This is a genomic window from Microbulbifer sp. ABF4_143 (assembly GCF_056160225.1).
The window spans coordinates 1-21875 of sequence record NZ_JBSWWT010000017.1 but is presented as its reverse complement, the minus strand read 5'-3'; the positions used below and the strand labels follow the sequence as shown (position 1 = coordinate 21875).

Here is a 21875-nt window from a genome sequence, read left to right as displayed (position 1 = left end):
CCCAAACAGAACCGGAAAAAAATAAATGAACTATCAGCGCATCGTTATTCTCACCGGCGCCGGCATCTCCGCCGAATCCGGTATCCGTACCTTTCGCGGCGCCGACGGCCTGTGGGAAAACCACCGCCTCGAAGACGTGGCCACACCGGAGGCCTTCGCGCGGGACCCGCAGCTGGTGCAGCGCTTCTACAACGAGCGCCGCCGGCAACTGCTGTCGGAAGAGATAGCCCCCAACGCCGCCCACCGGGCGCTGGCGCAACTGGAAGACCAGTTCCCCGGCGACTTTCTGCTGGTGACCCAGAATATCGACGACCTGCACGAGCGCGCCGGCAGCCGCAAGCTGATCCATATGCACGGCGAACTGCTGAAGGCGCGCTGCAGCGTCAGCGGCCAACTGTTCCCTATCCGCGACGATCTTTCGGTGGAGGACCACTGCAAATGCTGCGGGCGCAGCGGCACGCTGCGCCCGCACGTGGTCTGGTTCGGGGAAATGCCGCTGCAGATGGAGCGCATCTATTCCGCCCTCGGCGAATGCGACCTGTTTGTCAGCATCGGCACCTCCGGCAATGTCTACCCGGCGGCGGGCTTCGTCGAGTGCGCCAATATGGCCGGCGCCCACAGCGTGGAGCTGAATCTGGAGCGCAGCAGCGTCGGCGACGCTTTTGCGGAGCACCGCCACGGACCGGCATCGGAAGTGGTGACGGCGTTTGTGCGGGAATTGCTGGCGGGCTGAATTATTCGTTGGATGCCGGGCCGAAGCGCTGCAACAGCGTGGTGACGCGCCCGCGATCGAGAATCACGATATACAGCCGGTCGTACTCACGCTGCTCGTCGATCGGCGCCCCGCCCTCGCCGCCGAGCAGTTCGACCAGCCGCGGCGTGGTGTTGCTGTGGCCGACCACCAGACTGCGGCCGCCACCCCGACGCAGTTGCCGCGCCAGATCATCCAGCGCGCGCGCATCGTAAAGCTGTACCGCCAAACCCAGCTTTTTCGCCAGGGGTTCCGCGGTCTGGCGCGTGCGCCTGTAATCCGAGCTGTAAACGCTGTCGATGCCCGCCTGCGCCAGTATATAGGCGAGGTGCCGCGCGCGCGCCCTGCCCGACTCGGTGAGTGCCGGGTCACCGCCCTGATGCGTCTGTTTTTCCGCGTGGCGCACCAGGTAGATCACCCGAGGCTGCACCTCTTCGCCCCCGGCTGTGGCCCAGGCGCTGCAGGCTATGGTCAGAAAGACAATAGTGACTATCCGCGTTATCACCGCCGGGACCTCCATCTGAAAATAAAGCCGACACTTTAACAGCCCGACAACGGGCAATATAAGCCCACCCGGCGGGAAAATCGCACTGCGCCGACAGGGTAGCGGAATAAAAGAGACAGAGGGGTGCGGAGAAAGGGAATCCCGGCACCGGGAACCCGGTACCGGGAGGCGTCAGATCCGGATCAGATCTTCCACTCTTTGACGGTTTCCAGACCGTGCTCCTCGATCCACTGGTTCAGCTGCTTCGGATTGCGCTTTTTCTTTTCCACGGTGGCGCCGGTGTAGGGGTTGCGATAGTGGCCGGTTTCCAGCTTCGGCTCGCTGGACTTGGCTGCCGATGCGCGACGGCTGCGGCGCGGGGCTTCGCCACCTTTCTTCAGCGCGCGCGCAACGCGGGCCTTCAGGGACTGTACGAAGTCGGGTGCATTGTCGTCATTCAGCTGGCCAACCAGCCAGTCGACGATTTCCTTGCCGCGAACAACGAAGAATTCCTCTTCCGCCATATCGTATTCGGCCGCCAGGTTCACCAACGCCTTGTCGAACGCGATTGCGCCCTCTTTCTTGCGCTCGGCGCGGGCCTTCTGCGCCTTCAGCTCTTCAATCTTGGCCTGGTGTTCGGCAATCTGCTGTTCGATCTGTTCGTATTCCTGAAACATTCAATAGACCTCAACGGCTGTTATTAAAAACAAAAAAAGATATAACCTGCGCGGCAGATAACGCAGTTTCTGCGAAAGATAAAATCGCGCAATAAACGCTGTAACAACACCTCAAAGCCGGCTATTGGGCGGGTGCTATATTCGACATATGGTAATAAACCGATATTTCAACGCAGATAACCGCGAAGCGCCCGTAAACGACGGACGGGCTATATACGGTGAATACGGGATACTAAGATTCGCCGGGCACTGATTGCCGCCGGGCATATTCCGGGGCGCCGCTTATAACCCGGTCGAGGCGGCGAATAATAAGCCTTCGCGCACAAATATCAACTGCCAATTGGCTATTTGTCTATTCGTCTATATTGTAGCGGGGCCCACCGCGAGCCGGACAGACGACGGTTGTCGGGGGCGCCGAGTGACAATTTTGTGACCCACCAACGGCAGATAAGGTTCCATGTCCAAATCCCGAGACTTGCATCATATCCCGACACTGGCGGCACTGATGACGCCATTTCCCTATCATATCGATATCAATGCGACGGTCGAGGAAGCGCTGGCGCTGATGGATGAGCACGGCGTTCACCACCTGCCGGTAACCCGCGACGGCGACCTGGAGACCATCATATCCCGCAGCGATATAGACAGGGCCAATGCGCCGGGGCACCGGCTGGAAGAGCAGCAGCTGTATGTGCACGATCTCTGCGCCCGCCGGCCCTATATAGCCGATATCCACGATCCGCTGGACAAGATTCTGCTGGCCATGGCGGAAACCGGTATCGGCTCGGTGCTGGTGATGAAGGAAGGGGAGCTGGCGGGCATAGTCACGGTCACCGATGCGCTGCGCTTTTGCGGCCGCCTTCTGAACGAACTGGCACACCCGGTGGACGATTCGGTGGCCTGAAGCGCGGCCAGCGCTGGGCGCCCGCGCTCAGAGCGGCCACACCCACAGCAGCGTGGGGATGCTGACCAGTACCACCAGTATCTCCAGCGGCAGCCCCATCTGCCAGTAGTCGCCGAACTCGAAGCCACCGGGGCCCAGGATCAGGGTGTTGTTCTGGTGGCCCACCGGGGTCAGAAAGGCGCAGGAGGCACCTATGGCCACCGCCATCAGGAAGCTGTCCGGATTCACGGCCAGCTGCTCCGCCGTGGACAGCGCGATGGAGCACATCACCGCGGCGGTGGCGGCGTTGTTCATAAAATCCGACAGGGTCATGGTGACAACCAGAATCAGCACCAGCGCAATGACCGGGCTGCCCCGGGCCAGGTTGTCGAGCATCCCCTGGGCGATCAGGTCAGCGGCGCCGGTGGACTCCATCACCCCCGCCACCGCGATCATGGTGCCCAGCAGCACCACCACAGAGCCGTCGATGGCCTCGTACATGCCCCGCAGCGGCACCACCTTCAGCGCCATAAACGCCAACACACAGGCGGCGAAGGAGATGGCCGCCGGCAGCAAACCGAAGGCGGCACCGCCCATCGCAACCGCCATGGCCAGCAGCGCAATCGCGGCCTTCTCCTTGTTCGGGATGCTGATGGCGCGCTGCGCCAGCGGCACGCAGCCCTGCTCCCGGGCGAAGCTGTTCAGGTTTTCGTCCGCCCCCATCATCAGCAGCGCGTCGCCGGCCAGCAGCGGAGTGGAGCGCAGCCTGCGCACCGAGCGCCGCCCCTGGCGCGACAGCGCCAGCAGGTTGATCTGGTAGCGCTCCGGCAGGCGCAGGTATTGCACGGTGCGCCCGACCAGAAAGGAGTCCGGCATCACCACCAACTCGCGCAACTGCACGTCGCCGTCGGCGCCGCCTTTCTCCTTGTCCTTTTCTTTGCCTTTCTCTTTGTCTTTCCCCTCGCCCTCGCGTTTGCTCTTCTCGCTGCGGCGCTTCTTGTCCTCGTCTTTTTTCTCGTCCCTGGACGGCTCTCCGGCCAGTTTCAGGCCGAGGGTGGAAACCGCCGACGACAGCGCCTCCGGCTCTGCCTCTATGACCAGGATGTCGCCCTCGCGCACCCGCTGCCAGGGGGTGGCCGGAGAGACGCGCGCATCGTTGTGCACCACCCCGACCACCTGCGCGTCCTCGCTCTCGAGCATCTGCGCTATCTCGCGCAGATTCTTGCCGTTGGCCGCGCTCTTCTCCCCCACCAGCGCCTCGGTCAGGTAGGTGCCGGTGTCGAAGCTGGACGCACCCGCCTGGGGGCGCGCCGGTACCAGGCGCCAACCGATCAGCGCCACGAACAGCACCCCGACGAGCGCCACCACCACCCCCACCGGGGTGAAATCGAACATGCCGTAACTGCCGGCGCCGGCGCCGGCGCGAAAACCGGATACGATCAGGTTCGGCGGTGTGCCGATCAGCGTTGTCATGCCGCCGAGGATGGTGCCGAACGACAGCGGCATCAGCACCTTGCCCGGCGGCAGCTGCTGCTTGTCGGCCACGTCCGAGGCCACCGGCATCAGCAGCGCCAGCGCGCCCACATTGTTCATAAAGCCGGACATCAGCGCGCCTATACCGGTCAGCGAGAAGATGGCCAAGGCGGTGCTGCCGGACCTGGACACCACCCGCTGCGCCAGCGCGTCCATGGCGCCGGTATTCTGCAGGCCGCGGCTCAGGATCAGCACGCAGGCCACGGTCACCACCGCCGGGTGGCCGAAGCCGATAAACGCCGCCTCCGGCTCGATCAGGCCGGTGAAGACGCAGGCCAGCAGCGAGGCCAGCGCCACCATATCGTGGCGCCAGGACCCCCAGATAAACAGCGTCACCGTGACGGCGAGAATAATGAGGATGGTCAACTGATCGACGGTCATGAATTCGGGCATCCCTGCGCGCGGCGGCCAAACCGAGTAATCCACCGCTGACTATTCAGGTTACACTGCGCAAAAACATTGGGAGACAAGATTTGCGCCAGAACACCGCAGATTACCAATACCTTTTTCTGCACGACGTGCCATTGATGGACGCGCGCGCGCCGGTGGAATTCGCCCGCGGCGCCTTCCCCTGCGCGGAGAACCTGCCGCTGCTGGACGACCGCCAGCGCGAGCTGGTGGGCACCGAGTACAAGCGCAGGGGCCAGCAGGCCGCCATCGACCTGGGCTGGCGCCTGGCCACAGACGAAGTGCGCGCGCAGCGCCTGGCTGCCTGGAGCGACTTCGCGCGGCGCCACCCGCACGGCTACCTCTACTGCTTTCGCGGCGGCCTGAGATCGCGCACGACACAGCAGCTGCTGCGCGAGGCGGGTATCGACTACCCGCTGGTGGAGGGCGGCTACAAGGCGATGCGCAACTTCCTGCTCGAAGCCCTCGAGCGCCACTGCGCCGAACTGCCGCTGATCGTGATCGCCGGCCACACCGGCTGTGGCAAGACGGAGCTGATCCAGAAGGCCGCGCGCGCGGTGGACCTGGAGGGTATAGCCCGCCACCGCGGCTCCAGCTTCGGCCGCACCGGCCAGCCGCAACCGGCGCAGATCGACTTCGAAAACCGCGTCAGCATCGACCTGCTGAAGCTGGCACAGGCGCCGGGAGCGGTTTTCATCGAGGACGAGAGCCGCCTGATCGGCCGCTGCGCGGTGCCGCCGGTACTGCAGGCGGCGATGAAGCGCGCCCCGCGGGTGCTGGTGCAGGAGCCGGTGGAGGCGCGCGCGCGGCGCATAGTGCGCGACTATGTGGCCGAGGCCCTGCCGCGCTATGCGGAATCGGAGCAGGGGCCGGCACAGGCGCTCGGCGAGGAGCTGCGCAACAACCTGGGCAGGATACAGAAGCGCCTCGGCGGCCTGCGCTACCGGCAGCTGGACGAACAGCTGCAGGCCGCGAACCGCGAGCTGGCGGCCAGCGGCAGCGCCGACGCCTACATACCGCTGGTGATGGCGCTGCTCAGCGAATATTACGACGGCACCTACGATTACCTGATGCGCCAACGCGACGGGGAGGTGCTGTTCCGCGGCAGTTACGACGAGGTCGCGGACTGGCTGGTGAGCAATCACTCCGCGCCGTAGGAGCGGCCCATGGCCGCTCCTACAAAAAGGGGGAAAGTGCTACGCCTTGTGCGACACCCGCCGCAGCCGGAAGCGCCGCGACAGAATCCAGTCCCGCAGCCGCCGCGGCAGCCAGCGCGCCATCCACGGCAGCAGGCGGCTCTTGTTGCCGATGCGCACCACCGCCGGCGGCCGCTTCTTCAGCAACTCCTTCACCAGCCTGCGCGCCATCACGCTGGCCAGGGTCGCATTCTGCTGCGACTCCTGGGCGCGGGCGCGCACCACCTCCTCCTGGCGCTTGTACCAGGAGTCCGGCGCCAGCAGGCCGCGCAGGGACACCTCCGCATGGCGGCCAAACTCGGACGCTATGGCGCCCGGCTGCACCGTCATCACGCGGATACCGAAGGGTTTCAGTTCCAGGCGCAGCACCTCGGACAGGGTGTGCAGCGCCGCCTTGGAGGCGCAGTAGGCGCCGGAGAAGGGGGTCGGCATCACGCCGGACACGGAGCCGATATTGCAGATCAGGCCGCGGCGCTCGGACTTCATCAGCGGCGCGCAGGCGCGGATCAGCGCCATGGGCGCGAACACATTGGTGCGGAACTGGTTTTCCAGCGCGCGGGTATCCAGCTCCAGCAGCGGCCCCATCTGCCCGTAGCCGGCGTTGTTGATCAGAATATCCAGGCGCCCGTAGGCGGCCTTCAGCGCGTGCACCACGCGGTTGATATCCGCCTGGCAGTTGACGTCCAGGGCCTCGGTGGCGATACCCAGGTCCGCCAGCTCCTGCAGGCTCTCGGGGCGCCGCGCGGTGGCAATGACGATGGTGCCGCGGCGGTGCAGGGCCAGCGCCAGCTCGCGGCCTATACCGCTGGAACAGCCGGTGATCAGCGCCACCCGGTCCGGCACCACGTAACCGCGGCCTATCTGCGCCAGACTCTCGGCGGCGAATGTGTGGTCTGAGGGGCGGAACCTGGACGCCGGCGGTTTGTTCAAGGGAACTGCTCCGGTTACTGATCCTGCTGCGTGAACTGCGGGCTTTCTATCAATCCGAAAATGTTGCCGTAGGGATCGAGGAAACTGGCCATCCGTATCCCCTCCCCCCGCTCGACGATCTCGCCGTGCTGGCGCGCGCCCAGTGCGTTGAGGCGCTCCACCTGGGCGGCGATATCGCGCACGCCCCAATAGGCGACGACGCCGTCAGCGCGGCTGGTGACGCTGCGCGCATCCGGATTCAAACCCAGCTCGAAGCCGCCGACATTGAAGCCCACATAGCACTCGCTGTCGAAACAGGGCGCCTGCTCCAGCAGCTGGGAGTACCAGGCCTTGGCCTCGGCGATATCCGTGACGCCGTAGATGACGGTGCGCAGGCCGAGAAACTGTCCCATGGGCGCCTCCTTACTTTCCGGGTTACTGCAGCTCCTGCTCCAGCTGTTCGAGCAGGTCCAGCGGCTCCAGCTCTATGCCTTCCAGCTCCGCATTCCAGTTGATACCCGCCAGCAAGACGTCGTCGTGCATGCCAGTCAGCCAGTCGTCCATAAACTCCTCCAGGTCGATGGCCACGACCCGGTAGCCGGCCCACTCCCCTTCGGTGTGTATCTCGGCGAACTCGCGCCGGGACCAGAAGGGCATGACCTCGGTCTGCGGGTACTTTTCCGACTCGCACAGCGCGAAACCCTCTTCCCCCTCCAGCGCCCAGACACAGCCCTGCTCGGCGGCCTCGGGCAGGAAGCGGGCACAGTTGTCTTCGAAATCGTCACTCAGGGGTTCGACTTGCATGGATTTGTTTCTCTGGAATTTCAGCGCAGTTTACGCCAGATTTGTTGGGGCACCAACGACTGCGCCGCTCATCGAATCCGATCGGTTTTCACCCTGTCGAACAGCGCCATGGATTCGACGTGATCCGTGTGCGGGAACATATCCATCACACCGGCTTGCACAAGGCGGTAACCGAGTGCCGCCAGCTCGCCCGCGTCCCGTGCCAGCGTGGCCGGATTGCAGGACACATAGACGATCCGCTTGGCCCCGAAGCGGGCCAGTTGCCGCACCACTTCCAGCGCACCGCTGCGCGGCGGGTCCAGCAGAATCCTGTCGAAACCGCCGGCGGCCCAGGGCTGCGCGGCTATGTCGCGGGTCAGATCGGCGGAGTGGAACTGCACATTGTCGAGGCCGTTTAGCACCGCATTGTCGGCGCCGCGCCGGGTCAGGCCGCCCTCGCCCTCCACGCCGACCACTTGGCGCGCGCGGCGCGCCAGCGGCAGGGTGAAATTGCCGAGGCCGCAGAAGAGATCCAGCACCCGCTCACCGGGCTGTGGATCCAGCAGTGCGACGGCGCGGCTGACCATCTGGCGGTTGATCGCGAAATTGACCTGCACGAAGTCCAGCGGGTGAAAGCGCAGGCTCAGATCGAACTCCGGCAGCGCGTAACTCAGCCGCGCTTCGCCGCCCTCGGGCCAGATCCGGTGCGCGCTGGCCGCGTCGCCGGGCTGCAGGTACAGGTGGATGCCGGTGTCTTCGGCAAAGGCCAGCCAGCGCGCCCTGTCCGCCTCGCCCAGCGGCCTCAGATGGCGCAGCACTATGGCCGCAGCGTCCTCGCCCACCGCCACCTCCAGCTGCGAGAAGTGCGCGCGGCCGTCGCTGTCGGCCACCAGCCGCTTCAGGCGCGGTATCTGCCCGGCGATGGCCGGGTGCAGCACATGGCACTCGTTGATATCGGTCAGGTCGTTGGAGCGCTTTTTGCGGAAGCCGAACAGCAGCGTTTTTTTGCCCGAGGGCGTTTTCACACAGCGGATACCGATACGCCCCCTGCGCCGGTAGCCGAAGGGCTCGGCCACCAGCGGCGGCAGTATTTCCGGCACCGCCACGCCGCCGAAGCGCGCCAGCTGGTCCAGCAGAATCTGCTGTTTCTCCGCGATCTGCGCCTCGGGCCGCAGGTGCTGTACCGAGCAGCCGCCGCACAGGTCCACGTGCGGGCAGCGCGCTTCGCAGCGCTGCGCGGACGGCTGCAGGATTTTCACCGCCGCGCCCTCGTCGAAGCGCGCGCGGCGCGCGCTGTACTTGAATTCGACCGTCTCGCCGGGCAGCGCATTGTCGATAAACACCGCCTTGCCGCCGACGCGGGCGATGCCGCGCATATCGTGGCTGAATTTTTCCACCCGCGCCTCGGCATTTTTCGGCAGCGGCCTGTCGGCGGATTTTTTCGGCGTATAGAAACGGGGCTTCTTGGCCATAGATCAAAAGGCAAATCGGATTTGTGATTGTAGGAGCCTGCTCGCAGGCGAACAGCGGAGCCATTTCGTATCACGAGATATTCGCCGGCGAGCAGGCTCCTACAGGAGGTTACCTTCCCACGGCATTAGAGAACGAGCCTGTGGCCATTGTCCCGCAACCAGCGGCGCAATTCCTTGTAGCGCGGGCAGACGCTCTGCACCAGCTGCCAGAAATCGCGGCTGTGGTTGTGGTGGCGCAGGTGGCAGACCTCGTGGGCCACCAGGTAGTCCACCACCGGCTCCGGGGCCAGGCACACCAGCCAGTTGTACTGCAGCTCGCCGCGGATAGTGCAGTGGCCCCACTTGCTCTTGGTGCGGCGCACGCGCACCGAGGCAAACTCGAGTCCGAGGTGCTCGGCCAGCCGCTGCGACTTTTCCGTCAGCAGCGCCAGCGCCTCGCGCTGGTAGAGGCGCTGCAGCGCCGCCTGCAACTGATCCGCGTCCGGCTGGCTGTGGCGGGTGTACAGGCGGATGGCCGCGCCGATACCGCTGTCTGCGGAGCGCGCCGCGCGCTGCAGCAACAGCGCGTTTCCGAGCCACGGAAAAGCCTCGCCGAAATCGTAGCGGTAGCGCGGCACCTGCGCCGCGCGCTCGCCGGCGGCGAGCAGCTGTGCGCGCACCCACTGGATGTTTTCCTGCAGGAACCTGTGTCCGTGGCGCGCCGCACAGCGCTCGGGGATGCGCACCTCGACGCCGGATTCCGCCAGCACCAGTCCCAGGCGCTTGCGCCGGGGCGAGCGCACCAGGCGGTAGGCGATATCCTCGTAGACGAAGCGCTGATCGCCGCTCATCGGCCGCCGTGGGGCACCACCGCCATGGTGATGCGGGAGATGCAGTTCAGTTTGCCGTTCGGGTCGCAGATGCGGATCTCCCACACCTGGCTGCTGCGGCCGATATGCACCGGCCTGGCGGTGCCGGTGACCTCGCCCTCGGCCACCGGGCGCAGGTGGTTGGCGTTGATCTCCTGGCCGACGCAGTAGAACTTTTCCGTATCCACCACCAGGTTGGCGCCGATGGAGCCGAGGGTCTCCGCCAGCACCACGCTGGCGCCGCCGTGCAGAATGCCGAACGGCTGGCGGGTGCGCGCGTCCACCGGCAGTGTGCCCACCAGGTAGTCGTCGCCTATCTCGGTGATCTCGAGACCGATATGGCCGGGCATGCAGCCGGCAGTGCTCTCGTTCAGCTGCTCCAGAGTCGGTTTGGTGTGCCAGATTGCCATGCAATTACTTCCGATAGTGATACTCGTGGATAGGACTGGGGATGTGGATCTGCGGGGAGCCAGTCTTTCGAATCAATAAAAAAGGCCGAAGCCGAAAAAGCCGAAGCGGTGCAGCTGCAGATCCAGCAGGCTCAGTTCCCGCCTGAGCGCGCTGCGGCGGAATTGCAGGGCGCGGATGCTGTCTTCGTCCTCGGCGTTCGCCAGCGCGGCGTTGACCGCGAAGAGCTGCCGCTCGATATCGTCGTGGCGCTGGGCCAGGCGGCGGTATTCCATTTCCACCCGGTAGTCCGCCAGGCCGCGCCGGTATTCGGCCATAAACAGGTCGGCGCCAGGGCCGGTGCAGACACCCTCGTAGCCGTTGCCGCGGCGGCCCTGGTAGTAGCCGTTCTCCGGCGTGCAGAACTGCTCCACGCCCTCCTCGTGGCCGCGCAGCCAGGCCTCGCTGTCCACCCGCACGCCGTACTCGCGGCATTTCTGCGCTATCTCGTAGACGAGCCCCTGGCCGCGCCCGCGGGCGCCGTCCTGCAGGCCGCGCTCGTACCAGAGACCGGCGCGGCACTCCTCCTCGGAGACCAGGGCGCAGCCGGCCAGCAGGGCGGGCAACAGTAACAGAAGGCGCCTTGCGATCCTCATGACGGAATCAGCCAAAACGCTTGTCGGCGACGAAGGGATTGGTCTCGCGCTCCTGGCCGAAGGTGGACATGGGGCCGTGGCCGGGAATAAAGCGCACCGAGTCGCCGAGCGGCCACAGCTTTTCGGTGATGGAGCGGATCAGGGTGTCGTGGTCGCCCTGGGGGAAATCGGTGCGGCCGATGGAGCCGGCGAAGAGCACATCGCCCACCAGCGCCAGTTCGCTCGGGCGGTGGAAGAAGATCACATGGCCCGGAGTGTGACCGGGGCAGTGGTGCACCTCCAGCACCTCGTCGCCGACGGTGACCGTGTCGCCCTGGACCAGCCAGCGGTCCGGGGTAAAGACCTCCACCGCCGGGAAGCCGAACATCTGCGCCTGCAGCGGCAGCTGCTCTATCCAGAAGTTGTCGGCCTCGTGGGGGCCCTCGACCGGCAGCTGCAGCCGCCGGGACAGCGCCGCGGTACCGCCGACATGGTCCAGGTGGCCGTGAGTCAGCAGTATCTTCTCCAGCTTCAGACCGCGCTCGTCGACCGCGGCGAGGATCCTGTCCAGGTCACCGCCCGGATCCACCACCGCGGCCCGTTTGCTGTCGTCACACCAGAGCAGGGTGCAGTTCTGCTGGAAGGGCGTGACCGGAACCGTGTGAAATTGCAGCGCCATAGGGGGTAACCACCAACTGGGAATCGAGCGCCGGATTATACCGTGACCGCGCCCGGAGTTCGCGCCGCGGCCGCCGGGCGGCGCGCGCGGCTCTTCTTCAGCAGTTCGCGCAGGTCTTCCAGCAGCTGTTGCTGCACCATCTCGCTGCGCCAGTAGCCATCGTGCGCGACCAGCTGCGGTCCCCACTGGGTGCCGCCCCAGTCCGCCAGCGGGCGCGTCTCGTAGTCGCGGTACACCGCCTGGTTGTAGGAGGGGGACAGCGGCTTCAGCGGCCAGCCGAACAGATCGTCCGGGTGGTAGAAGTTCTTCCAGCGGAAGTTGTAGCCGCGGGTGTCGGAAGTCACCGCGTGTATCTGGTCGCGCGGCATACCGGCGCACCAGAGCGGATTGCTGGCGCCGAGGGTGTACCAGTGGCTCAGGGTCTTCAGGCGCAGGAACAGGTCCCGCGCGGAGCCCTTGTGCACGCCGCGGGGGCCGCCGTCGCGCCAGATGCCGTGGTTGATGCTGGGGCGCTGGGCGTCCCAGAGGTAGTTGGACAGATAGACGCAGCCCACCGAATGGCTGAGCAGCACCACCGGCGCTGTGTCGGACGCCGCGGCGGCGGCCTTCTCCAGCGTCGCATAGATGGCCTGCTGGGTCTTTTCGTAGTTGCCGCCGCGCCGCTGGATATCCGCCAGCTGCGCGGCGCTCTCGGCCATGCCGTAGAGCATGAATTTGCGCGCGCGCAGAAAATCCATATCGCGCTTCTGCATACCGTCGAAGACCCGCTCGATATTGCCCTGCAAGTGGCCCTGACACAGGATGGTGTCGCAGTGCAGGCGCGACCAGTCGTCGCCGAGCCCCTCGCGCAGCGCCGCGAACAGCGGCTCGGCAAAACGCTCGTCCACCGCCCCCATGCCCGGCGCCGCCAGGATGACTATATCCGCCATATTCGCCCCTATATTTTTATTCTTCTATCCGGCACGCAAACAAATCGCGCACCAATCGTTATCGTGCATCGGGCACCGCTGATCGCGAAAAGCTACCACCTGACCCCGCCGGAGGCAAAAAGTGGGGGCCCGCCTCCCCCCTGCCAGAGGGGGATGTCATGCCCCTGTCCCCGTGCCACCCTCATGATGCATAATTACGCCTGTATAAAAATCACTCAGGACAACCCGCGCTCCGCGATGCTACTGACCTCCAAATACAGCCTGCCGGACTGCCCGGAACACACGCTGGCGCGCCCGCGCCTGCTGTCGCTGCTGAACGACAGCCACAGCGACCAGCTGCTGCTGGTCACCGCGCCGGCCGGCTACGGCAAGACCACGCTGGTCTCCTCCTGGGCCGCGGCGCAGGACAACCCGGTGGCCTGGTACTCCCTGGACGCCAGCGACAACGAGCCCAGCCAGTTCTGCCGCTACCTGGTGGAGAGCGTGCACCGCGCCACCGGCAACGGCGTGCCCGAGACCCACAAGCTGCTCGCCGCGCAGCAGCGCCCGGAACCGGCGCTGGTGATCAGCCAGCTGCTGGCGGAGCTGCGCGGCCTGCCGAGCGAGCTGCGCATAGTGCTCGACGACTACCACCAGATCGACAGCGAGGCGGTGCACGACGCCACCCGCTTCCTGCTGCGCCACGCGCCGGCCGGTATCGGCGTGGTGCTGACCAGCCGCAGCCAGCCGCCGCTGGGCCTGGCCTCGCTGCGCGTGCAGGGGCGCCTGCTGGAGCTGGGCAGCGACGAACTGGCCCTGAACACCGACGAAATCGCGCAGCTGCTCGAGCAGCGGCTGCCCTTCCCCCTCGACAGCGACCGCGCCGTCCAGCTGCACCAGTTGAGCGAGGGCTGGCCGCCGGCGGTGCAGTTGTTCGCGCTGTCGGTGCGCAGCCGCGAGGAGGTGGACCGCTACCTGGCCGAACTGGAGCGCGGCCACAGCCATATCCTCGACTACCTGGCCGAGGAGGTGCTCGAACGCCTGGACCCACAGCTGCGCGAACTGCTCGCCAGCACCTCGATACTGACCCGCGTCAACGCGCAACTGGCGGAGCAGCTGAGCGGTCTCGAAGGCGGCCAGCAGCTGCTGGAACAGGCCGCGCGGCGCGGCCTCTTTCTGCAGGCGCAGGACTCCAGCCGCCAGTGGTTCCGCTACCACCCGGTGTTCGCCCGCTTCCTGCAGCGCCAGCTCACCGACCGCACGCGCCTGCAGGCACTGCACCGCGCCGCCTGCGACACCTGGCAGCAGCTGGGCCAGCCGCAGGAGGCGCTGCGCCACGCGCTGGCGGCGGAGGACCGCGAGCGGCTGCGACAGCTGCTCGCCCAGCAGGGCGAACAGCTGCTGCGCGAGGGCCAGCCCCGGGTCGTGAAGGACTGCCTCGACTGGCTCGGCGCCGACGAGCTGCGGCGCAACGCCCGCTTCACCCTGCTGGCGGCGCGCATGGCGCGCGACAACTTCGAGCACGACCACTGTGAGAAGCTGCTGGCCGCCGCCGAGAGCTGGCTGCAGCGCGAGGACCCGCGCCAGTGGCGCGACTCCGAGGGCGCCTTCGCCGCCGCGCGCGCCCAGGCCGCCGTGGCCCGCGGCCAGACACTGCTGGCCAAGGAGTACGCCGAGGAGGCGCTGAAACTGCTGCGCGACGACCAGACCGGCGAGCGCATCGCGGCCCTGCTGGTCACCGGCGAGACCGGCTTCTGCCTCGGCGAACTGGAGGCCGCCAGCGCACATATGCAGGAGGTGGAGGCGCTGGCCCTGGCCGAACACGACTACCCCAGCGCCGCCTGGGCCATCTGCCAGCAGACCGAGATCGCCATCGCCCAGGGGCTGCTGAAAAAGGCCGCCGCGCTGCAGGCCCGCGCCCAACAGCTGGTGCAGGACCACCACCTGAGCGGCCTGCCCATCTCCGAATTTATCTGCCGCCTGCGCGGCCAGCTGATGTGGGAGCGCGGCGAACTGGACGAGGCGGCCCAGTGCGCGCGCCGCGGTATGCAGATCAACCGCAAGGTGGGCGAGCGCTGGCTGCTGCCCGAATACACACTGCTGTTGAAAGTGGCCCAGGCCAGGGGCGAGAAAGAGGAATCCCTCGAGTGGCTGGCGCGCATCGACCGGCTGCTGCAGACGGAGCGCTACCACCGCGACTGGGTCGCCAACGCCGACGCCGCGCGCATGCGCGCCTGGCAGGCGCTGGGCCAGCAGCAGGCCATACAGGCGTGGCTGGAACAGGCGGAGCCGGTGGCGGACAGGCCCAGCAACCACTTCGAGCAGTGCCACGGCCGCAACCATGTGCGCGCGCTGATCGAACTGCACCGCTGGTCCGACGCGGGCCGCCTGCTCAGCCGCCTGCAGCAGACGGCGCGGGACTGCGGCCTGGTCACCGACCGCCTGCGCAACCTGGTGCTGGAGGCCCAGCTGCTGTGGCTGCGCGAAGAGCGCGACGGCGCCACAGACGCGATCCGCGAGGCCCTCGGCATCGCCGCCGAACGCGACTTCAGCGCCAGCTTCCTGCAGATTGGCAAGCCGCTGATCGTGATACTGAAAGCGGCGCTCGAGCGGGGGCTCGGCGATGCGGAGAGCGACCGGGCGCAGGAGCTGATCCGCCTGGCGCAGCAGCAGCCGGAGCTGGACGGCGGCATCCGCATAGAGCTGGACGAGACCATCATCAGGGAGATACTCGACAGCGACGCTGTGCCGGACTTCCTGCGCCACTCGCCGCTGACGCCGCGCGAGTGGCAGGTGCTGAACGCGATCCACTCGGGCCTCTCCAACGAGCGCATCGCGCGCCACTTCAAGGTCGCGCCGAGCACCATCAAGACCCATATCCGCAGCCTGTACCAGAAGCTGGACGTCAAGGACCGCCAGGAGGCGATTGCGCTGGCGGAGCAGATGCTGCGCTCGGTGCAGGATCGCCCCTGATCCGGCACATCCCCTGTAGGAGCGGCCCATGGCCGCGATCGAACTCCGGATGGAACGGGAAATCCCATCGCGGCCATGGGCCGCTCCTACAGGGAGACAAACGCCAAACCTGCCAATCCTACCCCCTCCCCCCTCGGCGGGGAGGAGGAAGCCCGCGGCGCGCGGCGCCATACTGACCCTATCCTTATAGGAGCGGGCCCCGCCCGCGCTATCGAATAATGAAATAGGCAGTAACCTATGAGCGGCAACACCAACAACGGCGACTGGTGGCGCAACGGCGTTATCTACCAGATATACCCGCGCAGCTTCTGCGACGCCAACGGCGACGGTATCGGCGACCTGCCGGGCATCACCAAGAAGCTCGACTATGTCCAGTCCCTCGGTGTGGACGCCATCTGGATATCCCCCTTCTTCAAGTCGCCGATGGCGGATTTCGGCTACGACGTGTCCGACTACCGCGACGTGGACCCGATCTTCGGCAGTCTCGCCGATTTCGACCGCCTGATCGACGCCGCACACCAGCGCGGCCTCAGAGTCATCATCGACCAGATACTGAGCCACTCCTCCGACCAGCACCCCTGGTTCGAGGAGAGCCGTTCCAGCCGCGACAACCCCAAGGCAGACTGGTATGTGTGGGCCGACCCCAAGCCGGACGGCAGCGCGCCCAACAACTGGATGTCCAACTTCGGCGGCAGCGCCTGGCGCTGGTGTACCCGCCGCCGCCAGTACTACCTGACCAACTTCCTGAAGGAACAGCCGGACCTGAACCTGCACAATCCGGAGGTTCAGGAACAGCTGCTGGCGGACCTGAAATTCTGGCTCGACCGCGGCGTGGACGGCTTCCGCCTGGATGCGATCAACCACGCCTTCCACAACCAGTCCCTGGCCGACAACCCGCCGCGCCCGCTGGAGCTGGATGAAAAGGGCCTGCCGCCGGTCAACACCTACCAGTACCAGTGGCATGTGCACGACAAGTCCCAGCCGGAAAACCTGGTGTTTCTGCAGCGGGTGCGCCAGCTGATGAACCAGTACCCGGGCACCATCACCATGGGCGAGGTGGGCGATGACAACACCCACAAGATCATGGCCGAGTACACCACCGGCGAGCGCCTGAACATGGCCTATTCCTTCGACCTGCTGACCGAGGAGAGCAGCGCCGGCTTCCTGCGCAACACCCTGGAGAAGAACCGCGAGGTGATCGAGCGGGGCTGGCCCTGCTGGTCCATCAGCAACCACGACGTGCCGCGCTCCTTCACCCGCTGGAACAAGGGCTTCGAGCCGGAACAAGCCCTTGCGCGCGCGCCGCTGTTTCTGCTGATGCAGCTGACCCTGCGCGGCAGCGTCTGCCTGTACCAGGGCGAGGAGCTGGGCCTGCCGGAGGCGGATATCGCCTTCGAGGATCTGGTGGACCCCTACGGCATCAACCTGTGGCCGGAATTCAAGGGCCGCGACGGCTGCCGCACCCCGATGCCCTGGGTCAACAGCGGCGAGATCAACGCCGGCTTCTCCAGGGTCAAACCCTGGCTGCCGGTGCCGGAGGAGCACCACCACAAGGCCGTCAGCCTGCAGGAAAAAGATCCGCACTCGATGCTGAACCGCTTCCGCGCCCTGCTCGACTGGCACAAGCAACAATCGCCGGCACTGGCCACCGCCGAGCAGGAGGTGGTGGATACCGGTAACGACCTGCTGGTGTTCTACCGCCGTGGCGCAAACGAGGAATATCTGATTGCGCTGAATCTGGGCAAGAGCGCGGAGACCTTCGATGTACCGGCGGAATTCGCGCACGCCGAGGATATAACCCCGCAGCAGTTCGCCGGCGAGCGCGACGGTCAACGATTGACGCTGCCACTGGCCGGCGCGCGGGTGCTGCACCTGAAGAAATAGACCGTTTGCCCATCCTACCGGATAAAAGCTACAGAAAAGAAAATCGGAAGTTTAAGAAGCGCCCCGGTGCCAGAACCGCCATTCGTCCACCGGGGCGCTTCGCCCTACCCCCAAGCAGTTTTAATGCGCGTCTCTCCTTTCGACGTCTGCTTCCCTCGCCGGCCCTGTGCCGGCTTTTTTATTGCGGAATTAATCCCTAGGGAACCTCTGATTAAGTCCGTAATGTCTCTGCGGGGCCTGAAGGCTGCAGATGTTAAGCGCAGCTCGCCGCGAATAGCCCGCAGAGAGGCTGTGGAGTTCTTCAGAGGTTCCCTAGGCGCCGCGCAGCCTGTGATAAATCCGGACGACAAACCTGTTGCCGAGAATCAGAAACAGCGAAATCAACAGCACCAGCCCGGCGCCGTAGTTGACGCCGCCCTGTTCGGAGTACTGCCCAACCAGGATTCCAACCGATCGCAGCAGCCAGTAGACACCGAGCAAAAAGGTTCCGGCCGACACTAGGCCAGGCTCGCTGAGTGCGGGCGGAGGCTCCGCGGATCCCGCCCATTTTTCCGCGATGCGCCCGGCCACAAGCCACAGCAGGATACCAGCGACAATCGGGACCAACAGGCCACCGACTACCGGCAGCAGTCGACCGACTTCCCCCTGCTCCAAGACGCCGGAGGCGAGAACCAGGTTCAGGCCGCCGCTGAGGCTGCCGAGAACCAGATAGGCGGCGAAAATTCTTATCGCCAGCTCAGATAGTTGCTTCATGCTGCTCCGCCAACGTCAAATGTCTGTTCAGGGTGTGGGAATATTCCGGCGCAGGCAGTACGCATTTCAGCCGGTTACGACACCGAGACATTGACCACCTCCACCTTTCCGCCATTCTCCACCAGATGCAGAAAGGCGACAAACTCATCGTCCGACCTGCTGTACCACTGCCGCCAGAATACTCTGACATCGCGGCGCTTTCGGAATATCCCCACCAGCTCCCGCCGGGAAAAGACACCCAGCTCCGCCTGATAGGCGCGACACTGCGCCTCGAGATTCTCTTTTGTGACGATCTTTTTCAGCCGCTTACTGAAATCGCGCACATGTCTCCGGTGATCGATATCGGTGGATGCCTGCATCAGGTTATTCATGATCGGGTCGGCAATGCTCATCACCGCTTCATCGGTCATTTCCAGCCAATTCATAGAAATCTCCTCCTTATCGCCAAGGCCTCGACAGACAAAGCATCGGCATCCGCTATAACCACCCCCACCCTTATTCTTTATTTTTGTAATTGTACCCGGCGGGCGACGCTACCATCGATTCCACTTGCCGTGGCAGTTGCCGCCGCTATCCCACTCCGCAGCGCATGCCGGAGCATACCGGCAGCCTGGTCTGGGGAAATCACAAACTGCTGTCGCGCCGTGAAGGCGTACGGGAGCTCTTTGTTCCGCGAAAGCTCGCGCAGCGGATAGCGCTCGCAAATCGCTGTTGTTTGCAAAGCCCATTTGCAATAGAGAGGTGCGCAATGCAAAGCCGTTTTTCACTACTAAAACGATCGTCACTTGCCGCGCTGCTGGTGTTCAGCAGCGCTTCTCTGGTAACAGAAGTAGCAGAGGGAGCCGATTATCGCGATCCCAACAACCTCCCTCCGCATGTGCGCGCCTACTACAACAACTCGCGCAATCAGTACTACCCGTACAGCCGGCAAACCTACGACTCGCGCTACTACAGCAGGTCACCTTATGCGAACAGGGGCGCCCAGCAATACACGGGCCGATCCTGGTGGCGTCACGATGTTGTCGGCGGTACACCGCGGATCGTGATCGATCTCAGTGAGCAGACGGCCTATTTTTACAAAGGCGGAAAACTGGCCGGTGTCTCACCTGTGTCCACCGGCAAGGCAGGGCACAGGACACCTACCGGCAACTTTCGGATTTCCGAAAAGAAGTACAACCACCGCTCCAATCTGTATGGCCACTATGTCAGCAGAAACGGCTATGTGCTGCGCAGCAATGTGGATGTGCGCCGCCACCGCCGCCCCCCCGGTGCAGTTTTCCGCGGTGCGTCGATGGACTTCATGATGCGTATCAACGGCCCGGTGACCATGCACGCGGGCTATGTCCCGGGCTATCCGGCTTCCCATGGCTGCATCCGCCTGCCTTGGCACATGGCGAAGATTTTTTTCAACAACGCTACCGTGGGCACCAAGGTTTCCGTAGTGCCCTAGTCCGCGATACCTCTGGCTTTCAGAGCGGTTCACAATCAAGGCGCGGCTTCGCAGGAATGTCTAGACCTTTCAAGAAGCCGCAACGCAGAGTGTGAATCGCTCTGCAAGCCCCGCAGGGCGGGGCCTGAAGGCCGCATCTGCGGCGTTGCAGCTCTTGCAAAGGGTGGGCCATTCGCTGGGAGCTGCGCCTTGCATCTGCACGCTTCAGGGCCCGCAGAGAGGCTATGGAGTTATTCAGAGGTTCCCTAGAAGCTGTTTCATAACGTAGCGAGCGGGTGGCTGGTGGTGGCCGCCGGAGCGGAGGCACCGCAGTGTACAAGTAGTACATGCGGATGCCGAGCACCGCCGGACGCCGCCAGGCGCCCGCGCAGTAGTTATGAAACAGCTTCTAGCGGAGCGTCCCAAAAAAAGCGAACCGAGGTTCGCCCGATTAACCCGGCGATAAATATTGCCGGGTTAATCGCGGCACAAGGATGTGCCGCCGCCAGCCGCAGGCTGGCGCGAGCCCGCTAAATACCAGCAGATTCACACATCTGCGCCAGTATTTAGCGGGCGACGGCTAAATAGATCAGGGCCGAAAGCGCCGCGGGAGCGGCTGGACCGATCTATTTAACCGCCGGGTTAATAGTATCTACGTTTTTGGTCACGCGGCATCTTCCAGCTTCGCTTTGTCTTCGGCTTCCATGCGTACAAAATAGTCGTGCGCGGCGCGATTCACATGCCGGGCCAGCAGCAGTGTGGAGGTCATGGTCGGAATCGCCATAATTGCGTACATACCGATAATGATGCTGTTGACCGCGTTCAGCGACGCCACGGCGCCAATTGCGATCAACGCGATATAGACTGCCGTGTAGAGCCCCTGCCAGCGATTGCCGAACAGGAAGGCGAAGCACTTGATGCCGTAATACCAGAAGGTGACCATGGTGCTGAAAGCCAGCGGCAGCACCATCATCAGCAACAGTATCGGCCCCCAGTGGCCAAACACCTCGGAAAACGCGCTCGCGGTCAGCGTCACCCCGGCGATGCCCCCGCCCTGCTGCCAGACACCGGTGAGCAGGATCACCAGCGCGGTACAGGTGCAGATCACCAGCGTATCGACAATCGGCCCCAGCATCGCCACCACGCCCTCGCGAATCGGCTCGCGGGTCTTGGCCGCGCCGTGGGCCAGGGACTCGGTGCCGATACCGGCCTCATTGGAGAAGGCCCCGCGGCTGATACCGGTGGCAATCACCGCGCCGAGCGCACCGCCAGCCGCCGCCTTGCCGCTGAAGGCATCGGAGAAAATCAGCGCGAAGGCGGCCGGCACCTGCTGCCAGAAATAGCCGATCACGATCAGCGTCAGCGCCAGGTAGAAGAGCACCATACCCGGTACCACCCGCACCGCAAATCTGCCGATACGCTGTATACGCCCGGCGATCACCACCGCGGCCGCCACGGCCAGCACCAGGCCGGTGGCAAAATCGAACAGCAGCGAGCCCTCCGCCGGCACCCAGCCGAGCGGCACCGCGAAGGATTCCCGCAGCAGCTGCACCGTCTGGTTGGACTGGAACACCGGCAGCATGCCGCACAGGCCCGCCACCGCAAACAGCAGCGCCAGTGGCATCCACTTCTTGCCGAGCCCCTCGCGGATCACATACATGGGTCCGCCCTGCAGTTCACCGGCGGCGTCGCGCCCGCGGAACATGACCGCCAGCGTCGCGGTATAGAACTTGGTGGCCACGCCGACCAGCGCCGTCACCCACATCCAGAAAATCGCCCCCGGCCCGCCGGTGCTGATCGCGATGGCCACGCCGGCGATATTGCCGAGCCCGAGAGTGCCCGACAGGGCGGTGGAAAGCGCCTGCCGGTGCGGCACCTGGCCGGGATCGTTCGGATCGTCGTATTTGCCGCGCAACAGATCGATACTGTGGCCGATATGGCGATAGGGCCGGCCGCGGGAGTAGATCAGCAACGCCAGACCGCCGCCGACCAGCAGTACCAGCAGCGGGGGCCCCCAGACGAAGTTGGCGAAGGCGGCGAGGGCGGAGTCGATGGATTGCAGAAAGGACATTGGAACTCTGGTCTTATGTATTAACCGACCAGTCTATGGAGCGCTGCAAGCCGTTGTCAAAAACGCGCGGTAATAAAGCGACGGGAAAAGACAGTTCGGGAAATAAAAAAGGTTCTTCGCAGATTGGCGTGAAAAAGTAGGCTGGCGGTTGTTGGCTGGGTAAAGTTTGGTTCGCCAAAACACAACAATCCCCGAACCAACACCGCCAGAGC

The 21875-nt window shown here is 64.8% G+C and carries 21 protein-coding genes and 1 other RNA gene; 6 read left to right on the top strand and 16 right to left on the bottom strand.

Annotated features, from left to right (window positions below; translation table 11 throughout):
• Positions 1-25: 25 nt before the first annotated feature.
• Positions 26-733 (top strand): Sir2 family NAD+-dependent deacetylase, encoded by a 708-nt coding sequence (gene cobB, locus ACXAF3_RS13625; protein WP_475112860.1) that lies wholly within the window; start codon positions 26-28, stop codon positions 731-733.
• 1 nt (position 734) lies between these two features.
• On the opposite strand, the gene ACXAF3_RS13620 is transcribed toward cobB, so the two are convergent.
• Positions 735-1256 carry a SixA phosphatase family protein gene (locus ACXAF3_RS13620; protein WP_475112859.1) on the bottom strand — a complete coding sequence of 174 codons (522 nt, stop codon included), beginning with the start codon at positions 1254-1256 and terminating at the stop codon, positions 735-737.
• Positions 1257-1438: 182 nt separating this feature from the next.
• On the bottom strand, positions 1439-1912 hold the full coding sequence (locus tag ACXAF3_RS13615) for a hypothetical protein (protein WP_475112858.1): 474 nt from the start codon (positions 1910-1912) through the stop codon (positions 1439-1441).
• A gap of 457 nt (positions 1913-2369) precedes the next feature.
• Between ACXAF3_RS13615 and ACXAF3_RS13610 the strand changes: the two genes are divergently transcribed.
• The gene (locus tag ACXAF3_RS13610; protein ID WP_475112857.1) at positions 2370-2816 is read left to right on the top strand and encodes a CBS domain-containing protein; all 447 of its coding nucleotides are present in this window, start codon (positions 2370-2372) and stop codon (positions 2814-2816) included.
• Positions 2817-2843: 27 nt separating this feature from the next.
• Here the strand turns inward: ACXAF3_RS13610 and ACXAF3_RS13605 are convergent, their stop codons facing one another.
• Positions 2844-4709: an SLC13 family permease gene (locus tag ACXAF3_RS13605; protein ID WP_475112856.1), complete on the bottom strand. Its 1866-nt coding sequence runs from the start codon at positions 4707-4709 to the stop codon at positions 2844-2846.
• Between the two features lie 92 nt (positions 4710-4801).
• Between ACXAF3_RS13605 and mnmH the strand changes: the two genes are divergently transcribed.
• Complete coding sequence (mnmH, locus tag ACXAF3_RS13600; RefSeq protein ID WP_475112855.1) at positions 4802-5893, top strand: tRNA 2-selenouridine(34) synthase MnmH; 1092 nt, start codon at positions 4802-4804, stop codon at positions 5891-5893.
• A 39-nt stretch (positions 5894-5932) separates the two neighbouring features.
• Here the strand turns inward: mnmH and ACXAF3_RS13595 are convergent, their stop codons facing one another.
• The 9 genes from ACXAF3_RS13595 to ACXAF3_RS13555 all read right to left on the bottom strand — a co-directional run bounded on the left by ACXAF3_RS13595 (position 5933) and on the right by ACXAF3_RS13555 (position 12574).
• Complete coding sequence (locus tag ACXAF3_RS13595; protein WP_475112854.1) at positions 5933-6862, bottom strand: SDR family oxidoreductase; 930 nt, start codon at positions 6860-6862, stop codon at positions 5933-5935.
• A gap of 14 nt (positions 6863-6876) precedes the next feature.
• Positions 6877-7254 carry a VOC family protein gene (locus ACXAF3_RS13590; protein ID WP_475112853.1) on the bottom strand — a complete coding sequence of 126 codons (378 nt, stop codon included), beginning with the start codon at positions 7252-7254 and terminating at the stop codon, positions 6877-6879.
• A 22-nt stretch (positions 7255-7276) separates the two neighbouring features.
• Complete coding sequence (locus ACXAF3_RS13585) at positions 7277-7645, bottom strand: DUF2750 domain-containing protein (RefSeq protein WP_475112852.1); 369 nt, start codon at positions 7643-7645, stop codon at positions 7277-7279.
• A gap of 68 nt (positions 7646-7713) precedes the next feature.
• A complete protein-coding gene (gene rlmD, locus ACXAF3_RS13580) occupies positions 7714-9096 on the bottom strand; it encodes a 23S rRNA (uracil(1939)-C(5))-methyltransferase RlmD (protein ID WP_475112851.1) in 1383 nt (460 codons plus the stop codon).
• A 125-nt stretch (positions 9097-9221) separates the two neighbouring features.
• Positions 9222-9926 carry a M48 family metallopeptidase gene (locus ACXAF3_RS13575; RefSeq protein ID WP_475112850.1) on the bottom strand — a complete coding sequence of 235 codons (705 nt, stop codon included), beginning with the start codon at positions 9924-9926 and terminating at the stop codon, positions 9222-9224.
• Positions 9923-10354, bottom strand: a complete 432-nt coding sequence (locus ACXAF3_RS13570; protein WP_475112849.1) for a hotdog fold thioesterase — start codon at positions 10352-10354, stop codon at positions 9923-9925. The genes ACXAF3_RS13575 and ACXAF3_RS13570 overlap by 4 nt, the downstream gene beginning before the upstream one ends.
• A 72-nt stretch (positions 10355-10426) precedes the next feature.
• Entirely contained in the window at positions 10427-10987 is a 561-nt protein-coding gene (locus ACXAF3_RS13565; protein ID WP_475112848.1) for a DUF2799 domain-containing protein, read from the bottom strand.
• Between the two features lie 7 nt (positions 10988-10994).
• Positions 10995-11645 (bottom strand): MBL fold metallo-hydrolase, encoded by a 651-nt coding sequence (locus ACXAF3_RS13560; protein ID WP_475112847.1) that lies wholly within the window; start codon positions 11643-11645, stop codon positions 10995-10997.
• A gap of 35 nt (positions 11646-11680) precedes the next feature.
• Positions 11681-12574 carry a hypothetical protein gene (locus tag ACXAF3_RS13555; protein WP_475112846.1) on the bottom strand — a complete coding sequence of 298 codons (894 nt, stop codon included), beginning with the start codon at positions 12572-12574 and terminating at the stop codon, positions 11681-11683.
• Between the two features lie 237 nt (positions 12575-12811).
• Between ACXAF3_RS13555 and malT the strand changes: the two genes are divergently transcribed.
• A complete protein-coding gene (gene malT / locus ACXAF3_RS13550; RefSeq protein WP_475112845.1) occupies positions 12812-15526 on the top strand; it encodes an HTH-type transcriptional regulator MalT in 2715 nt (904 codons plus the stop codon).
• A 237-nt stretch (positions 15527-15763) separates the two neighbouring features.
• Positions 15764-17410, top strand: coding sequence for an alpha-amylase family glycosyl hydrolase (locus tag ACXAF3_RS13545; protein ID WP_475112844.1), 1647 nt, complete (start codon positions 15764-15766; stop codon positions 17408-17410).
• Positions 17411-17722: 312 nt separating this feature from the next.
• On the opposite strand, the gene ACXAF3_RS13540 is transcribed toward ACXAF3_RS13545, so the two are convergent.
• Both ACXAF3_RS13540 and ACXAF3_RS13535 read right to left on the bottom strand, forming a co-directional pair.
• Positions 17723-18163: a hypothetical protein gene (locus tag ACXAF3_RS13540; RefSeq protein ID WP_475112843.1), complete on the bottom strand. Its 441-nt coding sequence runs from the start codon at positions 18161-18163 to the stop codon at positions 17723-17725.
• Between the two features lie 74 nt (positions 18164-18237).
• Positions 18238-18588 carry a hypothetical protein gene (locus ACXAF3_RS13535; protein WP_475112842.1) on the bottom strand — a complete coding sequence of 117 codons (351 nt, stop codon included), beginning with the start codon at positions 18586-18588 and terminating at the stop codon, positions 18238-18240.
• A gap of 323 nt (positions 18589-18911) precedes the next feature.
• On the opposite strand from ACXAF3_RS13535, the gene ACXAF3_RS13530 reads away from it, so the two are divergent.
• Positions 18912-19613: a L,D-transpeptidase family protein gene (locus tag ACXAF3_RS13530; protein WP_475112841.1), complete on the top strand. Its 702-nt coding sequence runs from the start codon at positions 18912-18914 to the stop codon at positions 19611-19613.
• 250 nt (positions 19614-19863) lie between these two features.
• Here the strand turns inward: ACXAF3_RS13530 and ACXAF3_RS13525 are convergent.
• Together ACXAF3_RS13525 and ACXAF3_RS13520 are read right to left on the bottom strand one after the other, a co-directional pair.
• Positions 19864-19941, bottom strand: a non-coding RNA gene (locus ACXAF3_RS13525) — sX9 sRNA.
• Positions 19942-20256: 315 nt separating this feature from the next.
• On the bottom strand, positions 20257-21663 hold the full coding sequence (locus tag ACXAF3_RS13520; RefSeq protein WP_475112840.1) for an alanine/glycine:cation symporter family protein: 1407 nt from the start codon (positions 21661-21663) through the stop codon (positions 20257-20259).
• Between the last annotated feature and the right edge of the window lie 212 nt (positions 21664-21875).

Coding starts and splice junctions, on each gene's coding strand:
- cobB (WP_475112860.1), top strand. CDS start 26: ATGAACTATCAGCGCATCGTTATTCTCACCGGCGCCGGCATCTCCGCC.
- ACXAF3_RS13615 (WP_475112858.1), bottom strand. CDS start 1,912: ATGTTTCAGGAATACGAACAGATCGAACAGCAGATTGCCGAACACCAG.
- ACXAF3_RS13610 (WP_475112857.1), top strand. CDS start 2,370: ATGTCCAAATCCCGAGACTTGCATCATATCCCGACACTGGCGGCACTG.
- ACXAF3_RS13605 (WP_475112856.1), bottom strand. CDS start 4,709: ATGACCGTCGATCAGTTGACCATCCTCATTATTCTCGCCGTCACGGTG.
- ACXAF3_RS13590 (WP_475112853.1), bottom strand. CDS start 7,254: ATGGGACAGTTTCTCGGCCTGCGCACCGTCATCTACGGCGTCACGGAT.
- ACXAF3_RS13585 (WP_475112852.1), bottom strand. CDS start 7,645: ATGCAAGTCGAACCCCTGAGTGACGATTTCGAAGACAACTGTGCCCGC.
- rlmD (WP_475112851.1), bottom strand. CDS start 9,096: ATGGCCAAGAAGCCCCGTTTCTATACGCCGAAAAAATCCGCCGACAGG.
- ACXAF3_RS13575 (WP_475112850.1), bottom strand. CDS start 9,926: ATGAGCGGCGATCAGCGCTTCGTCTACGAGGATATCGCCTACCGCCTG.
- ACXAF3_RS13570 (WP_475112849.1), bottom strand. CDS start 10,354: ATGGCAATCTGGCACACCAAACCGACTCTGGAGCAGCTGAACGAGAGC.
- ACXAF3_RS13565 (WP_475112848.1), bottom strand. CDS start 10,987: ATGAGGATCGCAAGGCGCCTTCTGTTACTGTTGCCCGCCCTGCTGGCC.
- ACXAF3_RS13560 (WP_475112847.1), bottom strand. CDS start 11,645: ATGGCGCTGCAATTTCACACGGTTCCGGTCACGCCCTTCCAGCAGAAC.
- ACXAF3_RS13555 (WP_475112846.1), bottom strand. CDS start 12,574: ATGGCGGATATAGTCATCCTGGCGGCGCCGGGCATGGGGGCGGTGGAC.
- malT (WP_475112845.1), top strand. CDS start 12,812: ATGCTACTGACCTCCAAATACAGCCTGCCGGACTGCCCGGAACACACG.
- ACXAF3_RS13545 (WP_475112844.1), top strand. CDS start 15,764: ATGAGCGGCAACACCAACAACGGCGACTGGTGGCGCAACGGCGTTATC.
- ACXAF3_RS13540 (WP_475112843.1), bottom strand. CDS start 18,163: ATGAAGCAACTATCTGAGCTGGCGATAAGAATTTTCGCCGCCTATCTG.
- ACXAF3_RS13535 (WP_475112842.1), bottom strand. CDS start 18,588: ATGAATTGGCTGGAAATGACCGATGAAGCGGTGATGAGCATTGCCGAC.
- ACXAF3_RS13530 (WP_475112841.1), top strand. CDS start 18,912: ATGCAAAGCCGTTTTTCACTACTAAAACGATCGTCACTTGCCGCGCTG.
- ACXAF3_RS13520 (WP_475112840.1), bottom strand. CDS start 21,663: ATGTCCTTTCTGCAATCCATCGACTCCGCCCTCGCCGCCTTCGCCAAC.